Raw genomic sequence first — 13879 nt, forward strand, 5'->3', positions numbered from 1 at the left:
AGAGAGCGGGTAAGATCACGGCTTTGCGCAGCGCGTAAGGAGGCGATCTTGCTTCGTTCACTCGTAAGGGGCTGTGCCGGTGCCCTGCTCTTCGCCATCGCCATAAGCAGTCCCGCCTTTGCCGCCGAACCCGCCACCGGCAGCGACGCTCAGATACGCGAAGCCGCGCTCGCCTTCATGCGCGAGAACGGCATCCCCGGTCTCGCGATCGGGGTCGCCGTGAACGGCACGGAGCGCTTCTACAACTTCGGCGTCGCATCGAAGGAAACGGGCGAGCCGGTCACGAACGAAACGCTGTTCGAACTCGGCTCGATGAGCAAGACGTTCGCCGCCACCCTGGCCGGGTGGGCGCAGGTGAATGGCAAGCTCTCGCTCGATGCGCCGGTGAGCACCTATGTGCCTGAGATGCGCGGCACGCCATTCGGCGCGCTCACGCTCGTCAATCTCGGTACGCACACGGGCGGCGGCTTCCCGCTGCAGGTGCCCGATGAAGTCACGAACGACGCGCAGCTGACAGCTTGGCTCAAGGCATGGCGGCCGCGTTATCCGGCTGGCACGCAGCGCACCTACGCGAACCCGAGCATCGGCATGTTCGCGCGCATCGCGGCGCAGCAGCTCGGCATGAGCTACCCGGATGCGGTGGAGACACTGCTCTTTCCGAAGCTCGGGCTCACGCACACGTTCATCCGCGTGCCGGCCGCGGAGCGCGCGGCCTATGCGCAGGGCTACAACAGCAAGAACGCGCCGGTGCGTCTGCATCCCGGCGTGCTAGCCGACGAAGCCTACGGCGTGAAATCGGATACGCGAGACATGCTGCGCTTTCTCGAAGCGAACCTGGGCCAGGTCGAAGTGGAACCGGAGATGCAGCGCGCGCTGGAGGCCACGCATGTGGGCTATTTCCGCACGGGGCCGTTCGTTCAGGACCTCGTATGGGAGCAGTACGCGCAGCCGGTGGGCCTGAACGATCTCGTGAAAGGCAACGCGAACGTGATGGTGCTGGAGGACAACCCGGCCACGGCGTTGATTCCGCCGCTGCCGCCGCAGCCCGACGTGTTGCTCGACAAGACGGGCGCGACCAATGGTTTTGGCGGCTATCTGGCGTTCGAGCCTTCGCGCAAGACGGCCATCGTCATTCTCGCCAACCGCAATCACCCCACCGAGTCGCGCGTGCGGTTCGCCTATCGCGTGCTGGAACGGGTGCAGGGCGTGCCGGCACCTTAGGCCGAATCGCTCGTCGCCCGCGCGGTTCGGCTGGCGGGCGCATTCGTGTTAGCCGCCGGGCTGTCGTGCACAGGCAGCCCGCTCACCGCCGCCGTGAGACCGCGCCCGCCCGGGTTGTTGCGCAGCGTGAACGTCAGGCCATGACGCTGCGCGATGCGCGCCACGATCGAAAGACCGAGCCCGCTGCCTGTGCCCTGGGCATGATCGCCGCGAAAGAAGCGGTCGACCACGCGCTCGAGATCGGCTTCGGGAATCCCGGGCCCGTTATCGATGACTTCGAAGCCGAGCGTGTCCTGCGAACGCGTGAGCACGAGATCGATCTTGCCGCCTGAGGGCGTGTAGCGGATCGCGTTGTCGAGCAGGTTGTTCAGCAGGGTGTTCAGGCCGTGCGCGTCGGCGTTCACGTTGCAGATGCAATTGGGCGTGATGGGCGGCCGCGACTCGAGGCCGAGGTCGATGCCTTTCTCTTCCGCGAGCAGCGAGAAGTCGCCGATGGCTTGCTCGCCGAGCCGACGCAGGCTCACGACAGTGGCGGGCGTGCTCGCTTGCGCATCTTCGCGCGCAAGCGTGAGCAGTTGCTGCACGAGGCGGATCGTGCGGTTCAGGCGCGTTTGCATGCGCTCGAGCGTACGCGGCTCGCCGTTGAGCGTGCCGTCGTGCAGCGCCGCCTGCCATTGCAGCTTGAGCGCGGCGAGCGGCGAGCGCAGCTCGTGCGCCGCGTCGGCGATGAAGGTGCGCTGCGCCTGCGAAGCCGTATTCAGGCGGTCCAGCAGATCGTTGAGCGCGACGACGAGCGGGCGCAGTTCGACGGGCACCGAGCCGTCGAGGCGCAACGGCTCCAGCTCATGCGCCGAGCGCGAAGCGAGCAGCGCCGACAACGCGCCCACCGGCGCGAGCCCGCGCGTCACCACGAACAGCAGCAGCACGATGGCCACCGGCACGAGCAGTGCGAGCGGCCACAACGTATGCAGCGCGAGATGCAGCGCCAGCCCGTCGCGCACGGAAATGGGCTGCGCCACCTGAACGAAGCGATCCGGTTGCGCGATGCCGTACACGCGCCAATGCACCTCGTCGTGCTCGATGGTGCGAAAGCCCGTGGCCTGGCGCGGCAGCACGGGCGTTTCCTGCGAGCGGTAAACCAGCTTGCCGTCGTGGTCCCAGATCTGGATGAGAATACGGTCGTCGGCGATCTCGTCGAAGCCGGGGCCGGACTGCTCGACCTCGCGCGCCATCGCGGCGTTCGCGGGCATGGATTGCGCCACGGCATGCAGCTCGTAATCAAAGAGCTCGCCCGCTTCTTCACGCGCGCTGTGAAAAATGCCGAAGCCGGCCACGATGGAGGCGGCCGCGAATCCGCAGATGAGCCAGCCCAGCAGGCGGCGGCGGATGGAGTTCATTCCGATCTCTTGAGCCGGTAACCTACGCCGCGCACAGTCACGATCTGGTCGGTGCCGATCTTGCGGCGCAAGCTGTGCACGTGCACCTCGATCGCGTTGCTGCCGACTTCCTCGCCCCAGCCGTACATGCGCTCTTCGAGTTCGGCCTTCGTGAAGACGCGCGCGGGCTGCTCGATGAGCACGCGCAGCAGCGCGAACTCGCGCGGCACGAGCGCGACGCTTTCGCCGTCTTTCGTCACCTCGTGCGCGGCGGGGTCGAGCGCAAGGCCGCTGTGCGTGTAGACGGGCTGTTTCTGGCCCGTGCGGCGGCGGAGCATGGCGCGCGTACGGGCGGCCAGTTCGTCGAGATCGAAGGGCTTGATGAGGTAATCGTCGGCGCCGGCGTCGAGCCCGGCGATGCGGTCCGTCACCGAGTCGCGCGCGGTCAGGATCAGCACGGCCGCTTCGCCGCCCTTGCGGCGGTAGCCGTTCAGCACTTCGATCCCGTCCTTCTTCGGCAGCCCGAGGTCGAGCAGCACGAGGTCGTACACGTCGTTGTCGAGCGAAAGCTCCGCTTCCCGCCCGTCGCGCGCCCAGTCGACGGCATGACCCTCGCGGCGCATCGAGTCGAGCACCGTTTCCGCAATCATTTCGTCGTCTTCCACCAGCAACAGGCGCATCGCTCGCTCCCCCAATTTCCAGCCTTACATTGTCGCTCATCCTGGCTTAACCGGTGCTTAAGCGGCACGCTCCCACGGCCAGCACGCCGGGCGCGATATCGCGCAGCGTGGGCTCGGCGCGCGCATCGGACATGCCTTGCGGCAGCACGTTGCGCGAGAGCGTGAAGACTTCGTCGAGCGTGAGGACGATGGTGGCGGACATGGCATCCCGTGTAAAAAAACAAACCGGGCCAACGTGGCCCGGTTTCGGCGATTCGAATGAAGATTGGGAGAGAGGCGCGTTGAATGCGTAGCGCTTACAGACCGACGTCCGGCAGGGCGGGGCGCGTGGCGAGCGCCTTCTCGACCACGGCCTTCACATGCGCGAGCGCTTCGCCTTCGAGCGGCAGGCGCGGCGGGCGCGTGACGGCGCTGCCGCGACCCACCAGTTCCTCGCACAGCTTGATGCATTGCACGAGGTCGGGACGCGCGTCGAGGTGCAGCAGCGGCATGAACCAGTGGTAGAGCGCGAGCGCTTCGTCAAAGCGCTTTTGCTTCGCGAGGCGGAACAGCGTTTCGCCTTCCTTCGGGAACACGTTCGACATGCCCGAGACCCAGCCTTGCGCGCCCACGGCCACGCTCTCGACCACTACGTCGTCGAGGCCCGCGAACAGCACGAAGCGATCGCCCACGGCGTTGCGCAGATCGATGAAGCGGCGCGTATCGCCCGACGAATCCTTGAAGCAGACGATATTTTCGCAATCCTGAAGAGCGATCAGGATGTCGGGTGTGACGTCGTTCTTGTAGATCGGCGGATTGTTGTAGACCATCACCGGCACGTCGGTGCTCGACGCCACGGCGCGGAAATGCGCGGCCGTTTCGTGCGGCTTCGAGGAATACACGAGCGCCGGCATGACCATCACGCCGTCCACGCCGACGCTCGCCGCTTCCTTCACGGTTTGACGCGCGAACTCGGTGGTGAATTCGGCAATGCCCGCGATTACCGGCACCTTGCCGCCTGCCGCGTCGCGCGCGGCCTCGATCACCGCAATCTTTTCGCTCGTCGCGAGCGAGGTGTTCTCGCCGACGGTGCCGCACACCACGAGGCCCGACACGCCGTCCTTGACGAGATTGCTCACCACCCGGTGCGTGGCGTCGATATCGACCGAGAAGTCCGCCTTGAACTGCGTGCTGACGGCGGGAAACACCCCGCTCCACTGGATAGCGCTCACTGTGACTCACTCCTTGAATGCGTAGCGGCTCGCGCCGGTACCTGTTGAATATGAGTGAAGTATCGCTGTCCAGATCGTTTGACGCTTGAGGCCTTTCGCGCCTCAAAAAGACGAAATCTGCATAGTCCGCCGCTTGCTTCAGCGGCCCAGGGACAACCCTGGGCAAGCTGGCGCGAGGCTTAGGCGCCGGACGCCTGCGCGCTTTCGGGCGTTTGCAGCAGCGCGCGGTACTGGCTGGGCGTGACACCCACCGTGGCCTTGAATTGCCGCGTGAACGCGCTGTGATCGTTATAACCGCACTGCGTGGCGATGTCGGTGATGCTCAGCTCGCTCGCGAGCAGCACCGAGGCCGCATCCAGACGCGTTTTCAGCAGCATCTGGCGGGGCGTGAGGTGAAAGATCTTGTGGAAGTAACGCTCGATCTGCGCCACCGACATGTTGATGAGCTTCGCCAGGTGCGCGAGCTTGAGCGGTTGCGCATAGTTGTCCTGGATGTACTTCGCGGCGACCGCGAGCCGCTGGTAAGCGGGATGCGTGCCTTCGGCGGCCTGCAGGTCGCGCGAAATGCCCGCCACGCCCAGCACGCGGCCGCGCGCGTCGTGCAGCGGGACTTTCGAGGTGAGACACCAGCCCGGCTGCCGGCCCGGATACAGATGCAGTTCGAGCTGGTCGATGAGACTGCTGTCGAGCCGCACCACGGCCCGGTCCTGGGCGGTATAGCTGTGGCCGAAGCGCGAGGGAAAGACCTGCTCGGCCGTCTTGCCGAGCAGCGCGCGTTTCTCCTTGAAACCGCAGCGCGCGGCGAGCGTGGTGTTGGCGATCACGTAGCGCGCCTCGTGATCCTTCACGAAGAACACCACGTCGGGCATGGCGTCGAACAGCGGTTCGAGCATGGTGAAATGCGCGATCATCTGCGCAAACGTGGCGTTTTCGAGGGCGGCGGGCAGGACCGGTTCGGACATCGCGAGGCGCTTGGGGCGGTATCGGCGGAAAATACCATTGTGCCGATTTGCGCACGCGCGCGCATCTGCAACAAAAAGCGGGTGTGGCGCTATTGCGCCGCTTCTACCTGCAGCAAGGTGTCGATGCGCGCGGGCGAGAACGGAGGGCGCTGGCCATTTTGCGGCCAGCCGAAACAGAACGCCGCCGCCTCGCCGCAAATCTTGCCCTGACAGGGACCCATGCCGCAGCGCGTCTGCAGCTTGGCGTCGCGCCACGACGTATGGCGCGCGACGTCGCCATACGCGACGTCTTCGCAACGGCAAAACACAGTGTCGGGCTGCGGCAGCGCCCGCAACGCGGGGGCGAGTTCGAACGCCGCGTGCAGGCGCGTGGCGAAACGGCGGTAACGCTCGCGTTCGGCGAACAGGTGCCGGGCGTTCGCGTGGTCGCCGAGCGCAGCATACGCGGCGATGCGTCCTTCCACCGCCGCGAGTTCCATGCCGCCCACGCCTGTGCATTCGCCGGCCGCGTAAACGGCTTCGGCTGAGGTCTGCTGCCATTCGTTCACGGCGATGGCGGGAGAACCCGCATGGGTTTCGAGGCGGCAACCCAGCGCCGCGCCGATGCCCGTATTCGGCACGAGGCCATAAGCGCATGCGATCCGGTCGCAATCGACCAGCACGTCGTCGTTGCCGCGCCGCACGCGCGCCTGCGTCACGCGCGTCGTGCCGATGGCTTCGGCAACGTACGCATCGCACCAGTAGGGCGTCGCGCGCAGATCGAAGCGCATGCGCAGCGCCTGGGCGAGCTTCGCGGGCGTATGGACGAGGCCTGCCGCGAAGCGGCGCACCGCCTGGGGCGGCGCCTGCTCGACGACGGCGGCGATCGTTGCGCCATGCTGGCGCGCGGTGACCGCGGCGGCCCAGAGCAACGGCCCGCTCCCCGCGATGACGATGCGTTCGCCGCGCACGGGCATCCCGCCCTTGATGAGCGCCTGCAAGCCGCCCGCGCCCGTGACGCCCGGCAAGGTCCAGCCGGGATAAGGCAGGAAGCGTTCGCGCGCGCCCGAGGCGACGATGAGCTTGCCGTAAGCGAGCGCGAGCGCACGGTCGGGGCTCTCCGCGAGCAGTTGCCGCCCGGGCAGCGCCTGCACGATGCGGGTGGCGCCCAGCAGCGTGACGTTGGTGCGGGCCGCGAGGGCGTCTAGTACGGCGCGTGCGGGACCGGCGGCGCGATGCCCGGGACCCTGACGCCAGATCTGGCCGCCGGGCAGCGCATTGTCGTCGACGATGGCAACGCTTGCGCCCGCCTGTGCGGCGATGCGCGCGGCGTTCAATCCGGCCGGACCGGCGCCAATGATCAGGATATCGAACTTCATGGTGCCGCATTCCCGGTGACGACGTTCATGCCCGCGACGCAAACCGTCTGGCAGGCAAGCCGATGCGGCACGCCGTCGATGGTGACGCGGCATTCCTGGCAGACGCCCATTCCGCACAACGGCCCGCGCAGCGCGCCGCTCACCGAGCACCGCGTGACGGGCGCTGCGTGTTCTGCATGCGCGGCAATGGCGATGGCGGCTGCGACCGAGCTGCCCGGCGCGACGCCCACGTTGCGACCGTCGATCGTCAAGGTCGTATTGGCTTCAGGCATGCACGGCCCCCTGGTCAGCGAAGCGCGCGGGCAGATACGGCGTCGCGTCGATCTCGGCGGCGCGTCCGAGCATCTGCGCGGCAATCAGCTTCGCGGTGCCGAGCGCCGTGGTGACGCCGAGGCCCTCGTGCCCGGTGGCGAGCCACGTCGACGGATGGCTGTCGTCATCGGCGAACGCCGCCGCGGGGCCGATCAGCGGCATGCCGTCGCTCGATGCCGGGCGAAAGCCCGTCCATGCGCGGATCGCGTTGAGCGCGGGCAGTTGCGGCAGATAGTCGGCGGCGCGGCGCAGCATGCGCGCGAGAATCGCCGGCTCGACGGCGGGGTCCGTGCTGTCGAACTGGCGCGACGAGCCGATCAGCAATTGACCGGTCGGCCGCGGCTGCACGTTGAACGCCACCGAGGTGCCGCTCGCGTTGTGCGCGCTTTTGATGTAGCCGAGTTCGAGAATCTGATGACGAATCGCGCCGGGATAGCGGTCGGTAATGAGCAGGTGTCCCTTCTTCGCCTGGAGCGGCAGGCGCGGTAGCAACTCGAGCGCCGCCAGGCCGTTCGCGATCAATACCGCGCCCGCGCCGACGACCTCGCCATCGGAGAGGTGTACGCCCACGCGGTCGATACGCACGACCTGCGTCTGCGTGCGGCAGGTCAAGCGGCCGCTAACGGGCTGCTCGAGCAGCCATGCGGCTACGGCAGGCGCGTAAACCACGGCGTCGTTGTCGACGATCATGCCGCCCACGAGGCCCTTGCGCAGCCCCGGTTCCGCTTTGCGCAACTGGCGCGCGTCGAGCATCGAACACGCCACGCCCTGGTGTTGCAACGCCTGCTGACGCGTCTGCGCGAGCGCCAGTTCTTCTTCGTCGGCGGCGACCCAGAGCGTGCCGCAGCGCAGGAACGCGTGGCGCTCGTCGAGACGCGGCGCCAGCGCGTGCCACAGCGCCAGCGACCAAGCGCTCAGCGCGAATTCGGCGGGGGTGTCGTCCATCACGACGAGGTGGCCCATGCCCGCGGCCGTCACGCCGCCGCCTATGCCGGCGCGCTCGATGACGAGCACGTTCAGGCCCTGCGCCGCGAGTTCATGCGCGCAAGCCGCGCCCACGATGCCCGCGCCGATCACGACGACATCGTGTCGACGGCTCGAACCTTGCATCACGCGGGAATGCCCCACGCGAACGGATCGTCGTCGGAGAAAATCAGTTTGGACTCCGCGCTAATATGCGCGCTGCCGCGTATGCTCGGGCGCACATGGCCTGCGGGAAGGTCGGGCGTGATTTCATAGCAGGCTTCGAACACGCTGCCGATGATGCTTTCCTGGCGCCACCGCGCGCCGGGCGCGAGCGTGCCGTCCGCTGCGAGGCACGCGACTTTCGCGCTCGTACCGGTGCCGCACGGCGAACGGTCGTAAGCCTTGCCGGGACACAGCACGAAATTGCGGCTGTCGATGCCCTCGACGTCCGAGTGCGCGAACAGTTCGATATGGTCGATCAGCGCGCCGTCCGTGCCGGTCACGCCGTTCGCTTCGAGCGCCTGGCGCATGGCCCACGTGGCTTCGGTGAGCGCTTCGACGTTGCCCGCTTCGAGCGACAGGTTGTGATCGGCGACGAGGAAGAACCAGTTGCCGCCCCACGCGATGTCGCCGTGCACGCGGCCGTAGCCGGGCACGTCGAGCGGCACGGCCTGGCGGTAGCGATACGCGGGCACGTTGCGCACGGTGACGCTGCCGTCGGCGTTCAGTTCGGCTTCGACGTTGCCGACCGGCGTTTCGATGCGATGCACGCCTGGCGCGATGCGCCCGAGATGCGCGAGCGACGCGATGAGGCCGATGGTGCCGTGGCCGCACATGCCGAGAAAACCGACGTTGTTGAAGAAGATTACGCCGGCAGAGCAGGACGGATCATGCGGCTCGCAAAGCAGCGCGCCGACCATCACGTCCGAGCCACGCGGCTCGTTGACGACGCCTGCGCGCACGCGGTCGAAGTCGCGACGGAATACGGCGAGGCGTTCGGCGAGCGGGCCGCGGCCCAACTCGGGGCCGCCGTCGATCACGAGGCGCGTGGGCTCGCCGCCCGTGTGGGAGTCGATAACGGTCAGGGCTTTCATGCCGACAATCGTAGGTCGCGCCATTTTGGCCGTCTTGCTCGAACGACCCATGCGCGGTGACGATTTCGGCATAGTGCGCCGGGCGTGAATGCGCGGCGGTGAGGCGGAACCCTTGCGCGTGCTTTCGTCAGGCTTTCACGAGCGCCAGCTGCTCCAGCTGGCGCACCACTTCGGCGCGCAGGCGCGGCGGCATGTTCTGGTAGCCGAGCAGGTCGGAGATCCACAGGCCGTCCGCCGCGAGCCGGCAGATCATGAGGCGGGCGGCGGCTTCGAGCGGCAGCGGGTCGGGGCGCGTCCACTTGCGCATGGGCGCGGCGTAGCGCTCGCGAATCGCGGGATCGGTCATCATCGCGGCCACCAGCACGCGCAGCACGTTGGTGCTGGCGGCAGGGCTCGTTTCGTCGATCGTGGTGTGCAGGTAGGCGCGCGCGGCGGCGCCGTGTTTCGGCGTGCCTTGCGCCACGCCTTCGTCGATGCGCGTGTGCATCTGCTGCTCGAAGCGCGTTAGCGTCTGCTCGAAGAGGGCATCGAGCAAGCCCTGCTTGTTGGCGAAGTGATACTGCAGCGCGCCTTTGGTCACGCCCGCGCGTTCGGCCACGGCGTCGAGCGTGACGGCGGGCACGCCTTGATCGGTGGCGATATCGGAAGCCGCTTGCAGCAACTGCGCGCGCACCTGAGCCGGGGCTTTCTTGCGGCGCGTGCCGGCGGCAGGCGCCGCGTCCTTGCGTGGGGAACGGGGTTTCGGGGCCGGGGAGGCCGGCGGAGCCGAGGGGGCCGCTGCGTCAGCCGCCTTCGCGCTGCGCCTTGTCGCGCGCGCGGGCGCCTTGACGGAGGAGTCTTTCATGGCGGCGATCATACCATTCAGGCGCTGCTGCTAAACATTCCGTACGGATGGTATGATCCGCCGATGAATAATTCCAACCCGCCTTTTACCGCCTCTGCAGCCGCCATGGCGGCGCTCGACGCCTCGATCGTTCGCGGCCGCGACGCGCTCGTGCGAGAGCAGGACGCCGATGGAAGCTGGTGCTTCGAGCTCGAATCGGACGCCACGATCACCGCCGAATACATCCTCATGATGCATTTCATGGGCAAGATCGACACGGTGCGTCAGGAGAAGATGGCGCGCTATCTACGCGCGATCCAGCGTTTGCAAACGCACGGCGCATGGGATCTCTACGTGGATGGCGCGCCCGATGTCTCGTGCAGCGTGAAGGCGTACTTCGCGCTGAAGGCGGCAGGGGATTCGGCGAACGCGCCGCACATGGTGCGCGCGCGGGAGACCATTCTGAAGCTCGGCGGCGCGGCAAAGTCCAACGTGTTCACGCGCATTCTGCTCGCCACCTTCGGTCAGGTGCCGTGGCGCGCCACGCCGTTCATGCCGATCGAATTCGTGCTGTTCCCGAAGTGGGTGCCCATTTCGATGTACAAGGTCGCCTACTGGGCGCGCACGACCATGGTGCCGCTGCTCGCGCTCTGTTCGCTGAAGGCGCGCGCGGCCAATCCGCATGACGTATCGATCGCCGAACTGTTCGTCACCCCGCCCGAGAAGGAGCGCGAATACTTTGCGCGCGGCAAGGGCATCCGCCGGTTCTTTCTCGCGGCTGACCGGGCGCTGCGCCATATCGAGCCGCTGCTGCCGCGCGCGCTGCGCCAGCGCGCCATGAAATATGCCGAGGCCTGGTGCGCCGAGCGCATGAACGGCGAGGACGGCATGGGCGGCATCTTTCCGCCCATCGTCTACAGCTACCAGATGATGCAGGTGCTTGGGTATCCGGAGGATCATCCGTTGCGCCGCGATTGCGAGAACGCGCTGGAAAAGCTGCTCGTCGAGCGCCCGGACGGCAGCGTGTATTGCCAGCCATGTCTCTCGCCGGTGTGGGACACGGCCTGGAGCACGATGGCGCTCGAACAGGCGTGCACAGTCGTGCCCGCCGATCCGGCGTCGGCCGCGATCAGCGACCAGGAACTGCAGCGGTGCATTGCGCGCGCGTACGACTGGCTCGCCGAGCGTCAGGTGGACGACGTGCGCGGCGACTGGATCGAGAACGCGCAGCCCGACACGCCGGTTGGCGGCTGGGCCTTTCAGTACGAGAACCCGTACTATCCCGACATCGACGATACCGCCGTGGTCGCTGCGATGCTCCATCGTCGGGGCCTTGGGCAGGCGCGCAAAACGGGCACCGACCCGTATGCGGTACGCGTCGCGCGCGCGCTCGACTGGATGCGCGGCCTGCAATCGCGCAACGGCGGCTTCGGGGCCTTCGACGCCGATTGCGACCGCCTCTATCTGAACGCGATCCCCTTCGCGGATCACGGCGCCTTGCTCGACCCGCCTACCGAAGACGTATCGGGCCGCGTGCTGCTGTGCTTCGGCGTGACGGGCCGCGAGGAGGACAAGGCGGCGCTCGCGCGCGCCATCGAGTACGTGAAGGCCACGCAGCAAGCCGACGGCAGCTGGTGGGGCCGCTGGGGCACCAACTACATCTACGGCACGTGGAGCGTGCTGGCGGGTCTCGCGCTCGCGGGCGAGGACCCGAAGCAGCCGTACATCGCACGCGCGCTGGCGTGGCTGCGCGCCCGCCAGCACGCCGATGGCGGCTGGGGCGAAACCAACGACAGCTATATCGACCCGCGCCTTGCCGGCACCAATGGCGGCGAAAGCGCGTCGAACTTCACCGCGTGGGCGCTGCTCGCGCAAATGGCGTTCGGTGACTGGGAATCCGAATCGGTGCGGCGCGGCGTGGCGTATCTGCTATCCGTGCAACAGGAAGATGGATTCTGGTGGCACCGTTCGCACAATGCGCCGGGGTTCCCGCGCATTTACTACCTCAAGTATCACGGGTACACGGCCTATTTCCCCCTGTGGGCGCTGTCGCGCTACCGGCGGCTGGCTGCCGGTGCGGTCGCGGTGCGGGAAGTGGAAGAAGCCGCGCTCGCGGTTTGAATTCGAAGCGGGGCGCAAGCGCCCCGCGTGATTCGCTTAGCGTGACTTCGCCAGCGTAACCGTTTCGAACAACTCATAATTGCCGGTCGGCGTTTGATCCGCACCCGGCGCGTGATAGTAGTTCATCGTGATCGTCGTCTTGCCGCCGTGCGCGCCGGGATCGACGTCGAACACCGCAATGCCATAGCCCGTGCCCGTATCGCGCTGCGCCGACCAGATCGCGTCTTCGAGCGCATCCGCCGTGGGGCGCGCGAAGGTGCCCGCGGTCGTGCCCGCCACCGGGTGATTGGGCTTCGTGAACACCTGCGCCTGCGGATTGCCGTTGCCGGCATCCACGCCATACACGTCGAGCGGCGCGCTCGTGCCGCCGCCGCCCAGGATCAGGTGGATCGTGCCGTGGCTCGTGTCGAAGGTGTTGCCCGTGCCCTGAGCGTGCGTGACGGGGCGCGGCTGAAGCGTGTCGACGCTCGCGCCGGTCTTCGCATCGACGCCCGCGTGATGATTGCAGCCGCGCACCGGGTAGCTGCGCTCGTAGTCGTGATCGTGGCCGCACACCACGAGATCCACGCCATAGCGGTCGAAGAGGGGCAGCCACGCTTCGCGTATGCCCTTGTCCGAGCCGTTGCCCGTCTTCGACGAGCTGAGCGCGTCCTGGTGCATCTGCACCACGATCCAGTCGATATCGTCGTCCTCTCTTGCCTGCTTCAAGGTTTGCTCGAGCCAGCGCGTCTGCACGCCGTTGCTGTAGCCGCGCACGTAGAACGACGTGCCCGGCTGAACCGGCGCGTTGCCCGTGCTCGCCGCGGGCACGAGCGGCGACGGGCCGGCCACGAACGCGGCGGCGTCCTGGTAGACCACGTCGTCGGCGTCGAGCGAGACGAACAGCACGTTGCTCACGCGGAAGCTGTACCACCGGCCCGAAAACTGCGTGCCGTTATGCGGCAGTGTATAGCGCGTGAGATACGAATTCAGACCCTGCGGGCCGTTGTAGAACTCGATCTCGTGATTGCCGGGGCACGGCATCCAAGGACGATTCGCGGACGACGTCTGATTGTTGTTGCCGAAGTCGCGCCACACGTCGGTCTGGTGCGCGGGATTCAGGTTCGCATAGCAGAGGTCGCCATTGAGCAGATGAAAGAGCGGCTGGAAGCGCTCCACGGCCTCGACGGCGAAGCGGCTTTGCGGCGACGACAGCACCCAGCCCGTGTTCGGCGTGGCGAGGTCGCCGTAGCTCGTGAAGCGGAACTTTACGCGCCCGCGCGGCGCCGTGGTGAAGCTCGACGAAAACGGGCTGCTCGCGTGGCTGTCGTTATCGGCGGTGACTTCGTAGCGGTAGGTCGTGGCCGGGTCCAGCCCGCGCAGCCGCGCGTGATACGTGAAGACGACGACGCCGGTGAGCCCGTCGGTATAGGTGCGTTGAATGGCGTGCACCGTCTCGTGTTTGCCGCGATCGGCGCTGTAGATCACGCGCGGATTCGTGGAGGAGGCGAGCGATGCCCACGAAACGACGACTTCGCGTGTCGGATCTTCGCCCCAGGTGAGGTGGATCTGCTCGGGCGTGCCGTCGGCTGTGGCGGCGTCGGCTTTCGCACTGCCCGCGAAAGCGCTCGCCGCGCTCGCGAAGCCGGAAGCGCCGGCGAGCTTGAGGAAGCCGCGGCGCGAGACACTGGCGCCGCTTTCGGTGGATGCATTCTCGGGGATGTCTTTATTCGTCATGTCGTCTCGCCTCGGGAGCAGAAGGCGAAGCCTGCGCTG

The 13879-nt window shown here is 67.2% G+C and carries 13 protein-coding genes; 2 read left to right on the top strand and 11 right to left on the bottom strand.

Annotation, left to right across the window (positions count from 1 at the left end):
- Window positions 1-48 precede the first annotated feature (48 nt).
- A complete protein-coding gene (gene ampC / locus AB3X98_RS28850; protein WP_368603397.1) occupies window positions 49-1221 on the top strand; it encodes a class C beta-lactamase in 1173 nt (390 codons plus the stop codon).
- On the opposite strand, the gene AB3X98_RS28855 is transcribed toward ampC, so the two are convergent.
- The 10 genes from AB3X98_RS28855 to AB3X98_RS28900 all read right to left on the bottom strand — a co-directional run bounded on the left by AB3X98_RS28855 (window position 1218) and on the right by AB3X98_RS28900 (window position 10024).
- Window positions 1218-2618: an ATP-binding protein gene (locus tag AB3X98_RS28855; protein WP_069266136.1), complete on the bottom strand. Its 1401-nt coding sequence runs from the start codon at window positions 2616-2618 to the stop codon at window positions 1218-1220. The genes ampC and AB3X98_RS28855 overlap by 4 nt on opposite strands.
- Window positions 2615-3277 (bottom strand): response regulator, encoded by a 663-nt coding sequence (locus AB3X98_RS28860; RefSeq protein WP_028203032.1) that lies wholly within the window; start codon window positions 3275-3277, stop codon window positions 2615-2617. Before AB3X98_RS28860 ends, AB3X98_RS28855 begins: the two co-directional genes overlap by 4 nt.
- 46 nt (window positions 3278-3323) lie before the next feature.
- A complete protein-coding gene (locus AB3X98_RS28865) occupies window positions 3324-3479 on the bottom strand; it encodes a hypothetical protein (RefSeq protein WP_368603398.1) in 156 nt (51 codons plus the stop codon).
- A gap of 94 nt (window positions 3480-3573) precedes the next feature.
- On the bottom strand, window positions 3574-4488 hold the full coding sequence (locus AB3X98_RS28870; protein ID WP_218108666.1) for a dihydrodipicolinate synthase family protein: 915 nt from the start codon (window positions 4486-4488) through the stop codon (window positions 3574-3576).
- Window positions 4489-4667: 179 nt separating this feature from the next.
- Window positions 4668-5450 carry a helix-turn-helix domain-containing protein gene (locus tag AB3X98_RS28875; protein WP_368603399.1) on the bottom strand — a complete coding sequence of 261 codons (783 nt, stop codon included), beginning with the start codon at window positions 5448-5450 and terminating at the stop codon, window positions 4668-4670.
- An 89-nt stretch (window positions 5451-5539) separates the two neighbouring features.
- Window positions 5540-6808: an FAD-dependent oxidoreductase gene (locus AB3X98_RS28880; protein WP_368603400.1), complete on the bottom strand. Its 1269-nt coding sequence runs from the start codon at window positions 6806-6808 to the stop codon at window positions 5540-5542.
- Window positions 6805-7080 (bottom strand): 2Fe-2S iron-sulfur cluster-binding protein, encoded by a 276-nt coding sequence (locus AB3X98_RS28885; RefSeq protein ID WP_342947098.1) that lies wholly within the window; start codon window positions 7078-7080, stop codon window positions 6805-6807. Before AB3X98_RS28885 ends, AB3X98_RS28880 begins: the two co-directional genes overlap by 4 nt.
- Entirely contained in the window at window positions 7073-8230 is a 1158-nt protein-coding gene (locus tag AB3X98_RS28890; RefSeq protein WP_069266131.1) for an FAD-binding oxidoreductase, read from the bottom strand. Before AB3X98_RS28890 ends, AB3X98_RS28885 begins: the two co-directional genes overlap by 8 nt.
- A complete protein-coding gene (locus AB3X98_RS28895) occupies window positions 8230-9189 on the bottom strand; it encodes a 4-hydroxyproline epimerase (protein ID WP_368603502.1) in 960 nt (319 codons plus the stop codon). Before AB3X98_RS28895 ends, AB3X98_RS28890 begins: the two co-directional genes overlap by 1 nt.
- A gap of 118 nt (window positions 9190-9307) precedes the next feature.
- Entirely contained in the window at window positions 9308-10024 is a 717-nt protein-coding gene (locus AB3X98_RS28900) for a TetR/AcrR family transcriptional regulator (protein WP_069266187.1), read from the bottom strand.
- Between the two features lie 63 nt (window positions 10025-10087).
- Between AB3X98_RS28900 and shc the strand changes: the two genes are divergently transcribed.
- A complete protein-coding gene (gene shc, locus AB3X98_RS28905; protein ID WP_368603401.1) occupies window positions 10088-12124 on the top strand; it encodes a squalene--hopene cyclase in 2037 nt (678 codons plus the stop codon).
- 36 nt (window positions 12125-12160) lie between these two features.
- Here the strand turns inward: shc and AB3X98_RS28910 are convergent, their stop codons facing one another.
- Window positions 12161-13840 (bottom strand): purple acid phosphatase family protein, encoded by a 1680-nt coding sequence (locus AB3X98_RS28910; protein ID WP_368603402.1) that lies wholly within the window; start codon window positions 13838-13840, stop codon window positions 12161-12163.
- Window positions 13841-13879 lie beyond the last annotated feature (39 nt).

The organism is Paraburkholderia sp. BR14312, assembly GCF_040948675.1.
Classification (GTDB): Bacteria; Pseudomonadota; Gammaproteobacteria; order Burkholderiales; family Burkholderiaceae; genus Paraburkholderia; species Paraburkholderia nodosa_A.

Bases quoted from the DNA above. Each gene is read 5' to 3' on its own strand.
- AB3X98_RS28855 (WP_069266136.1), bottom strand. From the start codon at position 2,618: ATGAACTCCATCCGCCGCCGCCTGCTGGGCTGGCTCATCTGCGGATTC.
- AB3X98_RS28860 (WP_028203032.1), bottom strand. From the start codon at position 3,277: ATGCGCCTGTTGCTGGTGGAAGACGACGAAATGATTGCGGAAACGGTG.
- AB3X98_RS28865 (WP_368603398.1), bottom strand. From the start codon at position 3,479: ATGTCCGCCACCATCGTCCTCACGCTCGACGAAGTCTTCACGCTCTCG.
- AB3X98_RS28875 (WP_368603399.1), bottom strand. From the start codon at position 5,450: ATGTCCGAACCGGTCCTGCCCGCCGCCCTCGAAAACGCCACGTTTGCG.
- AB3X98_RS28880 (WP_368603400.1), bottom strand. From the start codon at position 6,808: ATGAAGTTCGATATCCTGATCATTGGCGCCGGTCCGGCCGGATTGAAC.
- AB3X98_RS28885 (WP_342947098.1), bottom strand. From the start codon at position 7,080: ATGCCTGAAGCCAATACGACCTTGACGATCGACGGTCGCAACGTGGGC.
- AB3X98_RS28890 (WP_069266131.1), bottom strand. From the start codon at position 8,230: ATGCAAGGTTCGAGCCGTCGACACGATGTCGTCGTGATCGGCGCGGGC.
- AB3X98_RS28900 (WP_069266187.1), bottom strand. From the start codon at position 10,024: ATGAAAGACTCCTCCGTCAAGGCGCCCGCGCGCGCGACAAGGCGCAGC.
- shc (WP_368603401.1), top strand. From the start codon at position 10,088: ATGAATAATTCCAACCCGCCTTTTACCGCCTCTGCAGCCGCCATGGCG.
- AB3X98_RS28910 (WP_368603402.1), bottom strand. From the start codon at position 13,840: ATGACGAATAAAGACATCCCCGAGAATGCATCCACCGAAAGCGGCGCC.